16 protein-coding genes and 1 pseudogene are annotated in these 17,591 nt (G+C 70.3%); 8 read left to right on the top strand and 9 right to left on the bottom strand.

Translation table 11 applies throughout. The features are described 5' to 3' along the window. Positions 1-13 precede the first annotated feature (13 nt). Positions 14-865, top strand: coding sequence for a patatin-like phospholipase family protein (locus ACTOQ1_RS18765; RefSeq protein ID WP_440068767.1), 852 nt, complete (start codon positions 14-16; stop codon positions 863-865). 174 nt (positions 866-1,039) lie between these two features. Here ACTOQ1_RS18765 and ACTOQ1_RS18760 read toward each other — a convergent pair whose 3' ends face one another. Then, positions 1,040-1,894: an NAD-dependent protein deacetylase gene (locus ACTOQ1_RS18760; protein WP_440068765.1), complete on the bottom strand. Its 855-nt coding sequence runs from the start codon at positions 1,892-1,894 to the stop codon at positions 1,040-1,042. 274 nt (positions 1,895-2,168) lie between these two features. Here ACTOQ1_RS18760 and ACTOQ1_RS18755 point away from each other — a divergent pair, with 274 nt between their 5' ends. Continuing rightward, positions 2,169-4,004 (top strand): hypothetical protein, encoded by a 1,836-nt coding sequence (locus tag ACTOQ1_RS18755; protein ID WP_440068763.1) that lies wholly within the window; start codon positions 2,169-2,171, stop codon positions 4,002-4,004. A gap of 148 nt (positions 4,005-4,152) precedes the next feature. Here ACTOQ1_RS18755 and ACTOQ1_RS18750 read toward each other — a convergent pair whose 3' ends face one another. Next, positions 4,153-4,749 (bottom strand): TetR family transcriptional regulator C-terminal domain-containing protein, encoded by a 597-nt coding sequence (locus ACTOQ1_RS18750; RefSeq protein ID WP_440068762.1) that lies wholly within the window; start codon positions 4,747-4,749, stop codon positions 4,153-4,155. 195 nt (positions 4,750-4,944) lie between these two features. Here ACTOQ1_RS18750 and ACTOQ1_RS18745 point away from each other — a divergent pair, with 195 nt between their 5' ends. The 3 genes from ACTOQ1_RS18745 to ACTOQ1_RS18735 all read left to right on the top strand — a co-directional run bounded on the left by ACTOQ1_RS18745 (position 4,945) and on the right by ACTOQ1_RS18735 (position 6,987). Further along, entirely contained in the window at positions 4,945-5,961 is a 1,017-nt protein-coding gene (locus tag ACTOQ1_RS18745) for an alcohol dehydrogenase catalytic domain-containing protein (RefSeq protein ID WP_440068760.1), read from the top strand. Positions 5,962-6,247: 286 nt separating this feature from the next. Then, positions 6,248-6,739, top strand: coding sequence for a DUF2975 domain-containing protein (locus tag ACTOQ1_RS18740; protein ID WP_440068758.1), 492 nt, complete (start codon positions 6,248-6,250; stop codon positions 6,737-6,739). Then, positions 6,739-6,987 carry a helix-turn-helix domain-containing protein gene (locus ACTOQ1_RS18735; RefSeq protein WP_440068757.1) on the top strand — a complete coding sequence of 83 codons (249 nt, stop codon included), beginning with the start codon at positions 6,739-6,741 and terminating at the stop codon, positions 6,985-6,987. The genes ACTOQ1_RS18740 and ACTOQ1_RS18735 overlap by 1 nt, the downstream gene beginning before the upstream one ends. Here the strand turns inward: ACTOQ1_RS18735 and ACTOQ1_RS18730 are convergent. The 5 genes and pseudogenes from ACTOQ1_RS18730 to ACTOQ1_RS18710 form a co-directional block, all read right to left on the bottom strand. Beyond that, positions 6,970-7,191 (bottom strand): annotated as a pseudogene (locus ACTOQ1_RS18730) (GNAT family N-acetyltransferase); the annotation flags it as partial. The gene ACTOQ1_RS18735 and the pseudogene ACTOQ1_RS18730 overlap by 18 nt on opposite strands. Positions 7,192-7,427: 236 nt before the next feature. Next, complete coding sequence (locus ACTOQ1_RS18725; protein WP_440068755.1) at positions 7,428-8,300, bottom strand: NAD(P)H-binding protein; 873 nt, start codon at positions 8,298-8,300, stop codon at positions 7,428-7,430. A gap of 136 nt (positions 8,301-8,436) precedes the next feature. Beyond that, on the bottom strand, positions 8,437-10,344 hold the full coding sequence (locus tag ACTOQ1_RS18720) for an ABC transporter ATP-binding protein (protein WP_440068753.1): 1,908 nt from the start codon (positions 10,342-10,344) through the stop codon (positions 8,437-8,439). 92 nt (positions 10,345-10,436) lie between these two features. Next, positions 10,437-12,170: an ABC transporter ATP-binding protein gene (locus tag ACTOQ1_RS18715; RefSeq protein WP_440068751.1), complete on the bottom strand. Its 1,734-nt coding sequence runs from the start codon at positions 12,168-12,170 to the stop codon at positions 10,437-10,439. A gap of 284 nt (positions 12,171-12,454) precedes the next feature. Further along, positions 12,455-13,063 carry a TetR/AcrR family transcriptional regulator gene (locus ACTOQ1_RS18710; protein ID WP_440068749.1) on the bottom strand — a complete coding sequence of 203 codons (609 nt, stop codon included), beginning with the start codon at positions 13,061-13,063 and terminating at the stop codon, positions 12,455-12,457. 318 nt (positions 13,064-13,381) lie between these two features. Between ACTOQ1_RS18710 and glyA the strand changes: the two genes are divergently transcribed. Next, a complete protein-coding gene (glyA, locus tag ACTOQ1_RS18705; protein WP_440068747.1) occupies positions 13,382-14,719 on the top strand; it encodes a serine hydroxymethyltransferase in 1,338 nt (445 codons plus the stop codon). Between the two features lie 357 nt (positions 14,720-15,076). Here glyA and ACTOQ1_RS18700 read toward each other — a convergent pair whose 3' ends face one another. After that, on the bottom strand, positions 15,077-15,361 hold the full coding sequence (locus tag ACTOQ1_RS18700; RefSeq protein ID WP_440068745.1) for a hypothetical protein: 285 nt from the start codon (positions 15,359-15,361) through the stop codon (positions 15,077-15,079). A gap of 118 nt (positions 15,362-15,479) precedes the next feature. Between ACTOQ1_RS18700 and ACTOQ1_RS18695 the strand changes: the two genes are divergently transcribed. Together ACTOQ1_RS18695 and ACTOQ1_RS18690 are read left to right on the top strand one after the other, a co-directional pair. Further along, on the top strand, positions 15,480-15,623 hold the full coding sequence (locus ACTOQ1_RS18695; protein WP_440068744.1) for a hypothetical protein: 144 nt from the start codon (positions 15,480-15,482) through the stop codon (positions 15,621-15,623). A 341-nt stretch (positions 15,624-15,964) separates the two neighbouring features. Further along, positions 15,965-16,324, top strand: coding sequence for a DUF3140 domain-containing protein (locus ACTOQ1_RS18690; protein WP_440068742.1), 360 nt, complete (start codon positions 15,965-15,967; stop codon positions 16,322-16,324). A gap of 83 nt (positions 16,325-16,407) precedes the next feature. Here ACTOQ1_RS18690 and ACTOQ1_RS18685 read toward each other — a convergent pair whose 3' ends face one another. Next, complete coding sequence (locus ACTOQ1_RS18685; RefSeq protein ID WP_440068740.1) at positions 16,408-17,391, bottom strand: NAD-dependent epimerase/dehydratase family protein; 984 nt, start codon at positions 17,389-17,391, stop codon at positions 16,408-16,410. Between the last annotated feature and the right edge of the window lie 200 nt (positions 17,392-17,591).

Here is a 17,591-nt window from a genome sequence, read left to right as displayed (position 1 = left end):
GGGAGGAGAGACGGTGGCGGGCAGAGCACTGGTACTGGGCAGTGGCGGGATCGTCGGCATCGCGTGGGAGATCGGCGTCCTGGCCGGTCTGGCCGAGCACGGTGTCGACCTGGGCGAGGCCGATCTGGTGATCGGCACGTCCGCCGGGGCCGTGGTGGGCGCCCAGCTCGCCGCCGGTGTCGGTGTCGAGCACCTGTACGGCGGGCAGCTCGCGCCACCGGACGGTGAGCGTGCTCCCGGGACCTCGGCGTCCGGCCTGGTGCGCCTGATCTGGACGCTGAGCCGGTCGAGGACCATCGCCGAGTTCGGTGCCCGCATGGGCAGGATCGCGCTGGCGGCCAGGACCGCGCCGGAGGCCGAACGCCGGGCGGAGATCGCCCGCCGGCTCGGCGAGACACGCGAGTGGCCGGATCGGCCGCTGATGATCACCGCTGTGGACGCCGGGACCGGCGAGCGGGTCACGTTCGAGGCCGGAAGCGGGGCGGACCTGGTGGACTGCGTCGCGGCCAGTACCGCGGGACCGGGCACCCGCCCGCCGGCCACCGTCGGAGGACGGCGGTACATCGACGGCGGCATGTGCTCCCCGGGCAACGTCGACCTGGCCGCCGGCTACGACCGCGTCGTCGTGCTCGCGCCCGTGACACGCGGCGGCGGCGTCATGAAGGGGGTGGCGGAGCAGATCGCAGAGCTGGGTCCGGACTCCGAGGCGGCGCTGATCGAGCCCGAGCCCGAAGCGTGGAAGAAGATCGTCGGCAGAGGTCTCGGAGGCATGCTGGACCCGGCCCGCCGTGCCCCCGCCGCCCGGGCGGGCCGCGCCCAGGCCGCCCGGGCGGCACCCCGGATAGCCCGCCTCTGGAACCCCTGACCCCAAGGGCTCCCCGCGAGATCGTCGCCGCTCCCCGGACATCGTCGAGGACCGCCTACGGGGCCGAAAGGAGGTTCGCCTTCAGCGGGGCGGGAGGCTCGACGTGCCGGACGGAACGCGACCCCGGATCGGCCGCGCCGGTGCCGTCGTACGGGTCGCGCTCGTACCGGCGGATCAGTACGGCGAGCCGGTGGACACCGCTCCGGTGTCGATGAGGCGGACCAGTTCCGGAAGGACCGTGCCCAGAGGGGCGTCGACGGTGAGGGCCGCGTAGTCGTCGCCCCGGGTCGGGCCCTGGTTCACGATCGCCACGGGGATGCCGAGCTTCGCGGCGTGCAGCACGAACCGGCGGCCCGACATCACCGTCAGCGACGAGCCGAGGACCAGGAGCAGGCGCGCTCCCTCCACGAGCGCGTAGCACTCGCGCACCCGCTCCGCCGGGACGGTCTCCCCGAAGAAGACGACGTCGGGCTTGAGGATCCCCTCCTCGCACGCCCGGCACCCGACCACCTGGAACGCGTCGATCTCCTCGTCCCGCAGCTCGACGTCACCGTCCGGGTTGATCGCGGTGGGCCGGGCGCCGAACCCCGGGTTCGCCTGGGTCAGGCGGTGGTCCAGCTCCTCGCGCGGGCTGGTGTGGCCGCAGCCCAGGCAGACCACGTCCCGCAGGCTGCCGTGCAGCTCGATGACCGCCCCGGCGCCGCCCGCCTGGTGCAGGCCGTCGACGTTCTGCGTCACGATGCCGGACACCAGGCCCCGCCGCTGGAGGGACGCGACGGCGTGGTGGCCGCTGTTCGGCGCGGCCCGGGTCATCGCCCGCCAGCCGATGTAGCTGCGGGCCCAGTAGCGCCGCCTGGCCACCGGATCGCCGACGAACGCCTGGTAGGTCATGGGGGTGTGCCGGGTCAGGGTGCCGCCCGGTCCTCGATAGTCGGGGATCCCCGACTCCGTCGACATCCCGGCGCCGCTCAGCACCACAACGTCACCCTCGGCCAGCAGTCCCGCCAGCGTGCTCGTACCGTCGCTCACCCCTCCATGCTGCCCCACCCGCACGGGCGGGGCGGCCTCGGGTCCTGCCCGCCGCCCACCGCCCACCGCCCACCGTCCCGGCGGCCCCGTACGGGTGCCCGGTCCATGGACCCGGTGGTGGTGATCGCGCCGACCTCGCTTGACCGATCACCGTGCTAGGGGCTCCACCCCTCGTACCGCGCGGGAGGGAACGGCACGCGCGTCTTGGTGGGCATCCGTATCAAGGAGGTGAGAACCTTGCCGGAAACTGTCATTGGAACGAGTCAATGGCGTCATGGGCATTGTTCGCGGCCGGGATTACTGTGACGGCGTGATGGGATTCGAGATCGAACTGGACAGGCGCGTCACCAACGCCGACGGAGAGATGTTCGACGGCGACGAATTGCTCGCCGGCTTCAAGGAAGGCCGGTTCCGGCTCCTGACCGACGCCCGCGACGCGGACGAGGTGAAAGACAGTGGTGAATCCATCGACTACTCGAACGTCGAGTTCGTCACCGACCCGTTCGACCAGTTGGCGCCGGGTGACCCGGTCGGTCCCCTGCTGGCCGGACTCAGAGGGGTCGCCGACGTGCTGTACTCCCCGAAGGGGAGGACCTCCCTGGTAAAACTACTGTCGTTGCAGAAACTCGGTTTCTGGGTGACCCGAACCAATGGTGTCGGAGCTTTCGTCGAATCCGACCTCAGGATCGCTGGGCCCAAAAAGAAGGTCTACATGGTGTCCGACAAAGGGGTGGAAAACCTTTTCGTGCACTATACGGTCGGGGTTCCGATCGGCAGGCTCGACGAAGCCCTGCGTTGGATCGGGCAGAAGGCGCGCGCGGTGGGCAAACGCCCCTTCGCCAAGATCAGCTGTGTTCGCGCGGCACATGCCGGGACCGCGGCCGAGATCATGTTCACCCAGTGGGCCGGGCGAAGGCAGATCGCCGTGACGGAGGAGGAGCGCACCACGCTCCGCGGATTCGTCGCCCTGGTGTACACCCAGGTCGCCGCGATCATCGATCACTCGTACGTGGAGGGTGCGGGACAGATCAAGAACAAGGCCGTCGCGCTGTCGCGCGTCCCTTTGCGGGAGGTGGCGAAGACGCTTCCCGAACAGGTGCAGTGGTTCCTCAAGGAACAGGCGTTCGCCACCCTGCTCGCGGACACGGACGACGCGGAGCTGAAGGACCTGAACGCGTTCGTCGCCGTACAGGTCGCGAGCGCGCAGAGGCACAGGGAGCAGCGGTACGCCGACGCCGAGGCCGACCTCGCCACGATCCTGGCCGACATCGCGGCGGCCGAGGCCAAGAATTCCGATGACCCGGAGGACGCCTGGGATCTCTCGGAATTGAGGGCGAGCGCACGCGATATCACTCTCAATCGCGACTATGTCGACCAGGCTCTGAACGAATGGCAGAACCTGGCGGGATTCCTGCCCTCGTACAAGAAGGTCTACCAGGAACAGCAGGACCCGAAATTCGGATTCCCGTGGTCGATTCTGGATGACGCGCTCGTCCCGGCGCTTGAGGGCAGGGCGATCAGTGCCGCGCCGACCGGTAGGGAATCACCCGGGGACCTGTTCGAGGCCGGCGCGCCCGAGGGGAGCGAGAACGGTCCCGACGGCGGCCCGATACGTGACCTGGAAACCCTGACGACATGCAATCCCGAGGAAGATGAGAACACTGCGATATCGGAGGTGAACCGGCTGACGGTGGGCGCGTTCCTGAACAGCGCGCTGCTCCTTCCCGGCGTGCCCACCGTTTCCGTGGAGCGGGTATTCGGCGGGATGAAGGAGATCCACGAACCGGACCACTACCTGGCCGGCGGCGTGTCATACCGCCTCGTCCCCCTCGAACTCCGCGCCCACGGCGACGAGGAGGTGAACTGGAAGCAGCTGGAGGTCGATATCCGGGAGATCATCGGCTTCTCTCACACGCTGTTCCCGGCTCCTCCGCCAGTCCATGCCCCGGTTCACGCTCCGGTCCATCCCCCCGCGCAGCCCCCTGGTCAAGCCGGCGCCGGCAAGCGCCAGGCCACCGACCCCCCGGCGGGTGCCACACCACCGCCGACGAAGATCATCAGAATCAACCAGGACACGCCGATGGTGACGGAGAACGACCATCCGCAATAGCGGCGCCGGTGTCGTGGATCCTCCCGTGAATCCTCCGGGCCGCCCGGGGTGACGGGGAGGGCGGGCACCGGGCGATTCGCCCGGTGCCCGCCCTCCCCCGATCGGCCGGCTTCCGGTACGTGGCGCGGCCGTGATCTCGCGAAGTCCGTCACGTGCCCGTGTGGTCGCCGCCCCGGACGAGCAGCGTGCCGAACGCGACGGTGAAGAAGGAGTCGAAGGCGCTCGCCGAACGGTCGGCGCGGGCCACGACGAGGGTGCCCTCCCAGGCGCCGAGGAGGAAGCGGGCCGTCGCCTCCGGGTCGAGGTCGGGGCGCAGGGACCCGGCGCGCCGGGCCTCGGTGAGCGCCGCCGCGATCAGGGCGGTCCACTGCTGGAAACTCTGGTGCACGGCCGTGCGGATGACGTCGCTGCGATCGGCGATCTCGGCGCCGAAGTTACCGATGAGGCATCCCCGGGTGAATCCGTGCCGCACGGTCTCGTCGCGGAGGAACTCGAAGTGCCTGCGCAGGCGGGTGAGGGGTTCGACCTCGCCGTCGGCGAGATCCTCCATGCGGAGCCCCGCGCCGTAGTGTTCCAGGGCGACGACGGCGAGGGATTCCTTGCTGTCGAAGTGGTTGTAGAAGGACCCCTTCGGCGTGCCGGCCGCGTCGGTGATGTCCTTCACGCCGGCCGCGTTGTAGCCCCGGATGTGGAACTGCTCCAGCGCGGCCCCGACGATCTCCGCGCGCATGCTCTTCCTGGCCATGGTCGCCCCCTCGCCTCCAATATGTCCGGTCGTCTTAGGTGCCGTCAAGCCGGGGGCCGAGAGCGCCCGCCGCGACGTGACGCTGTTGACACTTTTAAGACGACCGGTCATATTGAAAACGCCCGGGGTACCTCCGGGACCGTTTCGCCGGTCGCCACGGTCGCGAAGCGGGTGCGAACCCCTGTGAGGAGAGCGATGTCCACCTACCGTGCCTTCGAAGTGACCGGATCGCGGAAGTTCGAGCTCGTGGTCCGCGAGCTCCGGCAGCCGCCCGTGGGCCAGGTCAGGATCCGGGTCGAGAGCTGCGGGATCTGTCACACCGACTTCCTCGCCGTCGAGGGAGTCCGGGCCGACCCGGAACGGCCCGTCGTCCCCGGCCACGAGATCGTCGGTGTCATCGACGCGGTGGGCGACGGCGTGACCGGCTGGAAGGTGGGGGACCGGGTGGGCGTCGGGTTCCTGGGCGGTCAGTGCGGCGAGTGCGACCCCTGCCGGAGGGGCGACTTCGTCAACTGCGCGAACCAGCACCAGATGGGAACCACCGTGGACGGTGGCTACGCCGAGGTCGTCTTCGCCAGGGGAAGCGGGCTCGTACGCATCCCGGAGGGCATGAGCTCCGTCGAGGCGGCGCCGCTGCTGTGCGCCGGTCTCACCACGTTCAAGGCGTTGCAGCAGGTGGACGGTCCTCCGGGAGCCCTGGTGGCCATCCAGGGGATCGGGGGGCTCGGTCACCTCGGCCTGCAGTACGCCGCCAGGCTCGGTTACCGCGTGGCCGCCGTCGCCCGGGGAACGGGCAAGGCCGCGCTGGCGAGGCAGCTGGGTGCGGACCACTACATCGACAGCTCTCGCGAGGACCCGGGTGCCGCTCTGCGGGAGCTCGGGGGTGCGGCCGCGATCATCGCGACGGCCGCGAACGGCGCCTCGATGACGGGACTGGTCTCCGGGCTCGCGCCTCGCGGCCGCATGGTGGTCGTCGGAGCCGCCCTCGACCCCATCTCCGTCAACACCGGGGACCTCATCTTCGGAACCCGCACGCTCAGCGGGAGCCTCACCGGCAGCTCGATCGAGAACGAGGACAACCTCGCCTTCAGCGGGCGGCACGGTATCCGCCCGATGATCGAGACCGTGCCGTGGGCGGAGGCGCCGAAGGCGTACGAGCGAATGATGAGCGGTGAGGCCCGGTTCCGCGTCGTCCTCGACGTGGCGGCGTGAGCCGGGAGGGCGGACGACTCGAAAGGCCCCCGCCCGGCTGCCCCTTGTCGGTGCACTTCCAGGGACCGTCGGCCGCAACGTTTCGGCGTAGTCGGGTGGCGTCCGATTTGCGCTCAAGCAAGACCGGCTCCGACAAGATCAAGATGGTTCGCGCGCACGCCATGCCGTGGGCGGGGACGACGGCGTCCCGCCACGGTGCGAAACCGCCATTGCCCTCCGCCCCCGCCCTTGCCTAACCTATCGAAACTCGATAGTTTCTCATCGTAAATCGATAGAAAGATGAGTCATGGGAAAGCTGACAATGCGTGCGCTTCGCGCCGTCCTCGTGGTGGTGCTCGCCGGCACCGTGTTCGTACAGGCATTGATGGTGTGGACGTTGGTCAGCGGGAGCGACCCCGAAGACGGGTCGCTCCCGCTGACCCCGCTGCGCGTGATCACGATCCTGGGCATGGTGTCGGCCCAAGTCGCCCTGGTCGGCGTGTGGCGGCTGGTGACGATGGTCCAACGCAAAACCGTGTTCTCCTCCGCCGCCTTCCGGTACGTGGACGCCGTGATCGGCGCGATCGTGGCGGCCGCTCTCCTGTGGTTCGCGGTCACGGCCCTCAACGCGCCGGGCCAGCGGGCCGACCCGGGCGTCACCGTCATCATGGGCGGGATCGGCCTGGCCATCTTGGGAGTCGCGCTCATCGTGCTCGTGCTGCGGATGCTGCTCGCCCAGGCCGTCGCGCGCGACGTCGAGGCGGCGCGGATGCAGGCCGAGCTGGACGAAGTGGTCTGATGCCGATCGTCGTCGACATCGACGTGATGCCGGCCAGGCGGAAGATGTCCGTCGGCGGCCTCGCGGACCGTGTCGGGATCACCTCCGCCAACCTGGCGGTACTCAAGAACGGCCGCGCCAAGGCGGTGCGCTTCGCGACACTCGCCGCGCTCCGCGAGGTGCTCAAGTGCCAGATAGACCTCCCCGCCGGGGTGCTCGTCCGCCGCCCACGCCAGCCTTCGCCGCAGCAGTTGGGTTCCGATGCCTGAACCGGTGCTCCCCGGCCGCACGTGGAGGTTGTCAAGGAGGATCCGCCCGCCGGGAGCCGGAAGCAGGTAGACGAAGCCGGCCAGCTCTCCATCGTCGTCGCGAGCGACGAACAGCCCCGATCCCCGTACGGGCGAAGTCAGCCGTTCCCGCCACAACACCAGCCGATCGTCGGCCAGGGGTCCGTTCAGGAAGCCGTCGGGCATGATCCCCGCGTACGCCGAACGCCGGCTGTCCACGTGCAGAGCAACGATGGGGAAAATATCATCAGCTGTGCCGCTTCTCATTTGCATGGCAGAGAGCGTCCCATATGGGAAGAAATGAGATATGTGATGCCCTGGCCGTAAAAGGTGACCGTCCAGCGGTGACCTGCCGAGCCGAATGGTCGGCGCCGAAGCGATCTCACGCTCTGAACCTCATGCGGGCCCTGGCTCGGGGTGCGTCAGCGGAAGTCGCCGGCGTGGTCGGCCGCCCACCGCCGGAACGGGGTGGCCGGCCGCCCGGTGAGCTCCTCCACCGTGGAGGTGACCGGCTCGGGGGAGGTCACCATCTGCGCGTACGCGTCGATCATTTCCTCCGCCGCCGCGGGCGGCCAGCCCTGGTCGAGCAGCCCGCGCAACGCGACCTCCGGAGAGAGCTCCTCCCAGCGGACCGGCCGGCCGACGGCCTCGCCGATGACGGTCACCTGCTCGACCTGGGTCAGGGTCTCGGGGCCGCTCAGCACGTACCTCGCCCCGGCGTGGCCGGTGCCGGTGCCGGTGCCGGTGAGCACGCTCACCCCGGCGGCGGCGATGTCACCCTCGTGGATCAGCGCCCTGGAGGCGGCTCCGTGGATCCAGCGGACGGTCCCGGTCTCCCGGATCTGCGAGGCCCACATCAGGGTGTTGGCGGCGAACCCGTCGGGCCGCAGGAACGTCCACTCCAGCCCGGACCGCTCGATCAGCCGCTCGACGAGGGCGTGGGAGCCGAGGATCGAGTGCGGGTCCTGCTCGGGCGCGCCCGGTACGGGGTCGGGGACGCCGCGTGCGGAGACGTAGACGATCCGGCGGGCGTGTCCGGCGATCGCCTCGATGGTCGCGGGCGCCGCGTGGTCGGCCGAGAGGGTGGGCCAGACGAGGAACACCGACTCGACCCCGTCCAGGGCGTCGTCCAGCGTGGCGGGGTCGGCCAGGTCGCCGCGTACGACCTCGGCGCCCTCCGGGAGGGTCACGGACGCGGGGTCGCGGGTCAGCGCGCGCACCGCGACGCCCGCGTCGAGGAACTGGGACACGGCCTGCCCGCCGACCTTGCCGGTCGCTCCGGTGACCAGGATCATGCGGATCTCCTTCGATGGTGGGGATGTCCAGGCCAGCCTGCGACCTCACCTTCGGTTGAGGTCAAGGGGACGCGGCGACGCCCGGCACCGCCCGCACGGTGTACGCGTGCGGGTGGTGCCGGGCGTGCGGCGGGGCTCAGCGTGCGGCGGCCTCCTCGTCGTCCGTGACCACGGCGCCGCTGAACTGCGCCGAGTACAGGCGGTGGTAGGCGCCCCTCGCGGTGAGCAGCTCGTCGTGGGTGCCGTGCTCGACGATGCGCCCCGCGTCCATCACCAGGATGAGGTCCGCGTCGCGGATGGTGGACAGCCGGTGGGCGATGACGAAGCTGGTGCGGTCCGAGCGGAGCGCGGCCATGGCGTGCTGCACCAGGACCTCGGTGCGGGTGTCGACCGAGCTGGTGGCCTCGTCCAGGATGAGCAGGGAAGGGTTGGCGAGGAAGGCGCGGGCGATGGTCAGCAGCTGCTTCTCCCCGGCGCTGACGTTGCTCCCCTCCTCGTCGATCACGGTGTCGTAGCCGTCGGGCAGCGTGCGGACGAACCGGTCGACGAACGTGGCGCGCGCGGCGGCCTGGAGTTGCTCCTCGGTGGCCCGCGGGTTGCCGTAGGCGATGTTCTCGCGGATGGTGCCGCCGAACAGCCAGGTGTCCTGGAGCACCATACCGATGTGCGAGCGCAGGTCGTCGCGGCGCATCGCGGTGATGTCGACGCCGTCGAGGGTGATCCGTCCCGAGTCCAGCTCGTAGAAGCGCATGACGAGGTTGACCAGGGTGGTCTTGCCCGCGCCGGTCGGGCCGACGATCGCGACCGTGTGCCCGGGCTCGGCCACCAGGGACAGGTCCTCGATGAGGGGCTGCTCCGGGTCGTAGCTGAAGGACACGTGCTCGAACTCGACGCGGCCCCGCCTGACGGTGGGAGGCACCGGGACCGCGGGGTCCGGGGCCTGCTCCTCGGCGTCGAGCAGCTCGAAGACGCGCTCGGCCGAGGCCACCCCCGACTGCAGCAGGTTGGCCATCGAGGCGACCTGGGTGAGCGGCTGGGTGAACTGCCGCGAGTACTGGATGAACGCCTGCACGTCGCCCAGGCTCATCGACCCGGTGGCGACCCGCAGGCCGCCGACGACGGCGATGGCGACGTAGTTGAGGTTCCCGATGAACATCATCGTCGGCATGATGATCCCGGAGACGAACTGGGCGCCGAAGCTGGCCTTGAACAGCTCCTCGTTCCGCTGCCTGAACACCTCCTCGACCTCGGGGCGGCGTCCGAACACCTTCACCAGCTCGTGACCGGTGAACGCCTCCTCGATGTGGGCGTTCAGGGTGCCGGTGTGGGCCCACTGCGCGACGAAGTGCTTCTGCGAGCGCTTCGCGATCTGCGCGGTGACGACCATCGACAGCGGGATGGTGATCAGGGCGATCAGCGCGAGCAGCGGCGAGATGAAGAACATCATCGCCAGTACGCCGATCACGGTCAGCAGTGAGGTCAGCAGCTGGCTCATCGTCTGCTGCAGGGTCTGGGACACGTTGTCGATGTCGTTGGTGACCCGGCTGAGCAGCTCGCCGCGCGGCTGGCCGTCGAAGAACCGCAGGGGGAGCCGGTTCAGCTTGTCCTCGACGTCCTCGCGCAGCCGGAACACGGTGCGCTGCACCACGTCGTTGAGCACGTAGCCCTGGATCCAGGCGAAGGCCGACGCCGCGACGTAGATGCCCAGGACCCACAGCAGGACCGTGCCCAGCGCGCCGAAGTCGATGCCCCGGCCCGGTACGAAGTCCAGCCCCGCGAGCAGGTTGGCGAAGTTGTCGTTGCCCGACGCGCGGGCGGCGGCGATCGCCTGCTCGGGGGTCGTGCCGGCGGGCAGCTGCTTGCCGATCACCCCGGTGAAGATCAGGTCCGTCGCGTGGCCGAGGATCTTCGGTCCGATGACGTTCAGCACCACGCTGGTCACGGCGAGGGCGATCACGATGACGAGTTTCGGGCGGTCGGGGTCCAGGCGCCGCATCAGCCGGCGCGCGGACGGCCCGAAGGTCATCGATTTCTCCGCGGGCATCCCGGCTCCCCCGAAGGGGCCGCGGCCGAAGCCGGGCCCCCCGGCCGGAGGGCCCGGGGGGCGCGGTCGCGTGGTCGTCGTGGGCCGGTCGCTCATGCTGCGGTCTCCGCGGCTAGTTGGGACTCGACGATCTCGAGGTACGTGGGGCAGGAATCCAGCAGCTCGTCGTGGGTGCCCAGGCCGACGATCACGCCGTCGTCCAGGACGATGATCTGGTCGGCGTCGGCGATGGTGGAGACCCGCTGGCCGACGATGACGACGGCGGCGTCGGCGGTGTGCGGGCGCAGGGCGGCCCGCAGCCGCGCGTCGGTGGCCAGGTCGAGGGCCGAGAACGAGTCGTCGAACAGGTAGATCTCGGGCTTGCTGACCAGCGCCCTGGCGATGGCGAGCCGCTGCCGCTGCCCGCCGGACACGTTCGTGCCGCCCTGCGCGACGGGCGCCTCCAGGCCCTCGGGCATCGCCTCGACGAAGTCGCGGGCCTGGGCGACCTCCAGCGCCTCCCACAGCTCCGCGTCGCTCGCGTCCGGGTTGCCGTACCGCAGGTTGCTCGCGACGGTGCCGCTGAACAGGTACGGCCTCTGCGGCACCAGGCCGATGCGCGTCCAGAGCGTCTGGGGGTCGAGGTCGCGGATGTCGACGCCGTCGACCGACACCGTGCCCGAGGTGGCGTCGAACAGCCGGGGTATCAGGGAGATCAGCGTCGTCTTGCCGGAGCCCGTGCTGCCGATGACGGCGGTGGTCTGTCCCGCCTCCGCGCGGAAGGAGATGCCGGACAGCACCGGTGCCGCCGCGCCCGGGTAGCGGAACTCGACGTCGCGCATCTCCAGCTCGGCGCGCCCGCTCACCTGCCGTACCGGGTCGCGGGGCGGCGTCACCGACGACTCGGTGTCGAGCACCTCGACGATGCGCTCGGCGCAGACCGCGGCGCGCGGGATCATCATCGAGATGAAGGTGGCCATCATCATCGACATGAGGATCTGCATCAGGTACATGAGGAACGCGGTGAGGGCGCCGACCTGCATCTCGCCGCTGTCGACCCGCGCGGCGCCGAACCAGAGCACGGCGATGCTGGAGACGTTGAGGATCAGCATCACGGTCGGGAAGATGAGCGCGGTCAGCCGTCCGACGCGCAGCGACGTGTCGGTCAGCGCCTGGTTGGCCTCGGCGAACCTGCGGGTCTCCTCGCGCTCGCGGACGAAGGCGCGCACCACGCGGATGCCGGTGAGCTGCTCGCGCAGCACCCGGTTGACCGTGTCGATGCGGTCCTGCATCGCGCGGAACTGGGGGACCATGCGGGTGATGATCAGGCCGATCGACACCAGCAGCGCGGGGACGCAGACCAGCATGAGCCAGGACAGGCCGAGATCCTGGCGCAGGGCCATGATGATGCCGCCGACGCCCATGATCGGAGCGGCGACCAGCATCGTGCAGGTCATCACGACGAGCATCTGGACCTGCTGCACGTCGTTGGTGCCGCGGGTGATCAGCGAGGGGGCCCCGAAGTGGGAGACCTCCCTGGCGGAGAACCCGCCGACCTGGTGGAAGACGGCCGAGCGGACGTCCCGCCCGAACCCCATGGCCGCCAGGGAACCGTAGTAGACCGCCGCGATCGCGCAGGCGATCTGCACGAGGGAGACGAGCAGCATCCAGCCGCCGGCGGACAGGATGTAGCCGGTGTCGCCGGTGGCGACGCCCCGGTCGATGATGTCGGCGTTCAGGCTGGGCAGGTACAGGGAGGCGATGGTGCCGACGAGTTGCAGCACCACCACGGCGGTCAGCACCCACGAGTAGGGGCGCAGGTACGTGCGGAGCAGGCGGGTCAGCATGAGGTCTCTTCACGTGGGGTGGCCGGGCGAGGGGCGTCGTGCCGGGGATCCGGCCGCCGGCCGGTCTCGCCCGTCACCCCGGTAACCGGGATCATGGGGATCTCCTCCAGGGAGTGTCGGGGATCAGCCTGCGATGTGAACCTCGGTTGAGGTCAAGGAGGACGTCGAGGCGAGGGATCGGGCCGAGGTGGGTCGAGGTGGGTCGAGGTGAGGGATCGGGTCGAGGCGGGGAGGCCGGGGGCGCCGGGGCCGTCGAGTCGTCGGGACGGTCGGGGCCGTCGGGGTCAGGGAAGCGGTTCGGGGGCGCCGGGGCGCAGGCGGACCCCGTCGAGCAGCATGGAGACGATCTCCGAGGCGGTCACCGGGTCGTTCTCGACGAGCCGGGGATGGGTGCATGCGACGGTCAGCAGTTGCAGCCGGCGCGCGGCCTCGCGCGGTTCGAGCCGCAGCCGGTCGCGGGCGGGCTCGATCAGGTCGGTGAGCGCCTGCCGGATGAGGGCGCTCTCCTCGGAGAGGTTCTGGTGGTCGCGGCCGGCCTCGAGGGCTTTCAGCCCGATCGCGTCCACCACGCGGAAGATGCGCGCGGTGCGCCGCTGCAGGATCTCGACCGCCGCGACGAGCCGGACGTCCAGGGGAGCCGTACGGTCGACGGCCTCCAGCTCGTCCAGCAGCGGGGAGGAGTCGAAGGCGCTGGCGACGGCCGCGTTCACGAGCTCGTCCTTGGTGGTGAAGACCCGGAAGATCGTCCCCTCGGCCACGCCCGCGGCCTGCGCGATCTGCCGGGTGCTCACGTCGGGGCCCTCGGCGAGCACGAGCGACAGGGTGGAGGCGATGAGCGCCGCGCGCCGCTCGTCGGGGGGGAGGGGGGTCGCCCGCTGTGAGGTCGAGATCACGCCGGACATCCTATCCGATGAGTGAGTGAGTTACTCACTCATTTAAAACGGTCCCGTCGTGCGGCTCTGGAGCGGTCCCGTCGTGCGGCCTTGAAGCGGTCCTGTCCCGAGGTCGCGGGGGTGCCGATCGGGGAGACTGAAGGTGCGTCTGGGTTCCCTGTGGAAGAAGTGATCTTTTTCCGACAAATGTAGGAAAAAGCAGCTAGAAAGCCCATCTTTCACCTGATGCGCCGGGCGTCGTCGGCGATCTAACGTCGTGTGGCAGACACCGTGACGTCATCGCGACAGCCGTCTGCCTGTCGGCCAGGAGATCACCCGATGCCCCGTGCCCTCGCCCACCGTCCCTGGGTGCCCGCCGCCACCGAGGATCGCGTCCAGTCCGTCCTGAAGGCCGTGACGGACCAGACCGCCTCCACGGTCCAGAGCGAGATCGAAAGACTGGTGGCCGACAACCACCGCATCCACGACGTGGAGTCGGTCAACCTGAACCCGGCCACGAACATCATGAACCCGCGGGCCGAGGCCCTGCTCTCGGCCAACCTCGGGTCGCGGCCGTCGCTGGGCTACCCGGGCGAGAAGTACGAGATGGGCCTGGAGGCGATCGAGCAGATCGAGATCGTCGCCGCCGAGCTGGTCGCGGAGGTCTTCGGCGCGCGCTACGCCGAGGTGCGCGTCGGCTCGGGGGCGCTCGCGAACCTCTACACGTTCATGGCCACCTGCGAACCCGGTGACACGATCATCGCCCCTCCGGCGAGCATCGGCGGCCACGTCACCCACCACCAGCCGGGCGCGGCCGGCCTGTACGGGCTGCGGATCGTTCCCGCCCCCGTCACGTCCGACGGCTACACGGTGGACGTCGACGCTTTGCGAGAGCTCGCCGGGCGGGTACGGCCGAAGCTGATCACCATCGGCGGCAGCCTCAACCTGTTCCACCACCCCGTGGCCCGGATCCGGGAGATCGCCGACTCGGTCGGCGCCCGCGTGCTCTTCGACGCCGCCCACCTGTGCGGGATGATCGCCGGGAAGGTCTGGCCGCAGCCGCTCGACGAGGGCGCCCACCTGATCACCATGAGCACGTACAAGAGCCTGGGTGGTCCCGCGGGCGGCCTCGTCGTGACCGACGACGCCGAGCTGGCCCAGCGGCTCGAAGCGATCGCCTACCCGGGACTGACCGCGAACTTCGACGCGGGCAAGACCGCGGCGCTCGCCATGACGATGCTCGACTGGAAGGCCGCGGGACCCGCCTACGCGCGGGAGATGGTCGCGACCGCGCGGCGGCTGGCGGACGAGCTGCTCGCCCTCGGGGTCCCGGTCTTCGCCGCCGAGCGCGGTTGTACCCGCTCCCACCAGTTCGCCGTCCTGGCCCACCGCTACGGCGGCGGCCAGCGGGCCGCCCGGCGGCTGCGCGAGGCCAACCTTCTCGCCTGCGGCATCGGCCTGCCGTCGGAGGCGGTCGAGGGGGACACGAACGGCCTGCGCGTCGGTACGCCGGAAATCGTCAGGCTCGGGATGACCGAGGCGGATATGCCGGAGCTGGCCGCGTTCGTCGCCCGGGGCCTGGACGAGAACGTCGACCCGGGCACCGTGGCGCCGGAGGTCACCGAGTGGCGGAGCCGCTTCTCCGGAGTGCGCTTCACCGTGGACAACCCTGCCTGAGGGGGCTTGACCGGTCAGGCCTTGTCTTTGGAGAGCCCTCGTCCTGGACGGGACGTTCCGAGGTGACGGCGCGCCCGAAGCCCGCCCCGGCCCGACCGGCCGCCTCTCCCGGACATCGCGAAACCGGCCACCGAACAGGACGAGGGTGTCGAGGCCCGGTCGTCACGGACCGGGCCTCGACACCCTCGTGACCACACCCCACGTGAGGACCGGCGACAGGATCGAAGGAACGCGGCGCCCCGGCCGGTCGCCCCCCGCTCGGCGCGTCCCGGCGATCCGGCGCGACGACGGGACCGGTGCGCCGATCACCCGGTCGCCGGTCGTCCGCGACCACCGACCCGCTTCGGGACCTCTCGTCTAGAAGGGCATGCCAGGCCAGTAGTGGTGGTGACCCGGCGAGGAGTGGTGCTGATGGTGGCCGAGCCCGGGTTGATGGTGGTGATGACCTGGCGAGGAGTGGTGGTTGCCGGGCCAGGAGTAGTGCTGGTGGTGACCGCCGGGGGACGGATCACCCAGCAGTACGGATGCCGAAGCGGCCTCCCGGGGTGTCGCGTTCGCCCCGGCGGGCTGAACCGACATCGTCATGGCGACGATGAAGCCGGAAGCCACCAATGTGCCGGTGGTGAGAGTGTGCTTGAACATGTCACTCCATCTCTGATGTTTCAGTCCGGCATGCCGCCTGGGCCTACAGGGCGCCAATCCGGTTTCCGGAAATATGCGGAATAGACGTCACACAAAACGCTAGTTCAGGGACATCCGGGTGTTCACCCCGCACAAGACAAAGCCTTGGTTCGGGATCGCCGCCGAAGAGAAATATCGAGGTCACGCCGGAGCGGAAATTGCCGGCCCGGCCCTGGCAGCAAATTTCGCCTCAAATACCGATATTTGGGAAAACGTGTGCTGAATGGCTTCGGCCGCATGGGGTCACTCTCCGGCGGGGCCACCATTCCCTCTTTGGGCGGCATTTTCCAGAAGGCATATCCGGGAGAGTTCTTTTCGGAGGGCCCGGCCGGTCGGCCGTTGGCGCTGTCCGGGCGGGGGCTCGCGCTCGGAGGGCGGTCCCGCCCGAGGGGACTCTCACCGGGCCATGTGGCTCCCTTTCCCCACCCGTGCCCCGGCTCCCGTGTTAGCGGCGTGCAAGCCGGGGTAGGGCGGGCCGTGCGCCCGCCACCGCGAGCACTCCCGCCGGTGGCCGGTTCGTGTCCGGGGCGTGGCCGTACCGGCCCGGCATGAGAGGAGAGCACGATGGCCGACGAATCTGATCTGATCCTCGACCTGGTGTGGCAGGAGTTCCACGAGGTCGTGAACATGACGTCGGAGGAGCTGAGGGCCTTCCTGCTCGCCTCGGCCTCGGCGTCGGCGGGCGGGGTCGACGCGGTGAGCCCCGAGGCGGCCATGCCGCCGCTCGGGCGCCAGGTGCTCCAGGTTCTCGGCAAGCGGAAGGCCGACCTCACCGCCGACGACGTCGAGACGATGCGGCAGGCCGTCGACCGGGTCGAGGACACGCTGGCCGAGGGGGCGGTCGACGATGACGACGACGATCGGCGGCGGGCGCTGCTGGAGGTCGGGCACAACCCGCTGCGGCCGTCACGGCTGGGGGGCTGACCCCGGGCCGTGATCGAAAGCCGCTGACCTCCGGTCGTCGGACGACGGCCCTCGTCCGACGACCGGTGGCCGGTGGCCGGAGTTCAGTTCCAGGCGCCGCGCGCGGACCAGCGGGACAGCAGCTCGGCCTCCCTGGCGGGGGTGACGGCGGCGTCCGTCGAGAAGGACGACTCCGCCTCGCGGATCTCGCGGATCGACTGCCCCAGGGGCCGTGGGTCGAGCCCCGCGGCGCGGGCGGCGGCGGGGTCGGCGGTGTTGACCGACATCCACGGGTCGCCCTCGGACCACAGGGGCAGCGACCGGCCGGTCTCTCCCTGGGCGAGCAGGAAGTCCTGCCCAACCCAGGTCAGGGTCGTTCCCGGCGGCCCGACCTCGGCCGCGATCGCCTCCAGCATGTCGCCGAAGGAGAACGGCGGGGGAGGGCTGACCGTGTGGAAGGCGCCCGAACGCGTCCCCTCGACCATGGAGACGATCCAGGCGGCCAGGTCGCGGGCGTCGATCACCTGGATGGGGTCGCCGGGGTCGCCGGGCGCGAGGACCTCGCCGCCCCGCGCGATCCGGTTGACCCAGTAGGTGAAGCGGCCGGTGTGGTCGTGCGGGCCGATGACGTACGTGGGCCGCACGATCAGCGTCGGGAAGCCGAACGCCTCCGCCGCGGCCCGCTCGCACAGCACCTTCAGCGCCCCGTACGTCTCGCTCGTCACCGTCTCGGGGACCGGCCCGTCGAGCTCCGCCAGCGGCGAGTCCTCGGTGAAGCCCCGCGCCTCGGGCGTCCGGTAGACCGCGGTGCTGGAGACGAAGGCGTACTGGCCGGTGGAGAGCGCGCCGGAGAGCGAGGTCACCTGCGAGGGGAAGTACGCGCTGACGTCGATCGTCGCGTCCCACTGCCGGTCGTGCAGCACGGACAGGTCGGCGTCGCGGTCGGCCGTCAGATGCTCGGCCTCGGGGAACAGCCCGGGGCCGGACCGGCCGCGGTGCAGCAGGGAGACCTCGTGTCCGGCCGCGAGCGCGGCCCCGGTGATGTGCCGGCCGACGAACCGGGTGCCGCCGACGATCAGGATTCGCATACCCGCCATTGTGTCCCCAGCCGGGCTGAGCGCCCGCGTCGCGGTACGCGCTCCCGAGAGCCGGGCTCTCCATCCGCCGCCGCCCGGATGAGGGAGGTTCCACCCGGTGACGTTCCCTTCGGTGAGGTCCCGCTCACCGGGCTCCCGTTCGGACGGAGTGCTTCGCGCGCCGGCCGCTCCCGTGAACGCTCAGTGAACGC

Source organism: Streptosporangium sp. OZ121 (genome assembly GCF_051918885.1).
Classification (GTDB): domain Bacteria; phylum Actinomycetota; class Actinomycetes; order Streptosporangiales; family Streptosporangiaceae; genus Streptosporangium.
Note: the sequence above shows the minus strand (reverse complement) of the source record. Positions and strands in the feature narration are given on the sequence as shown.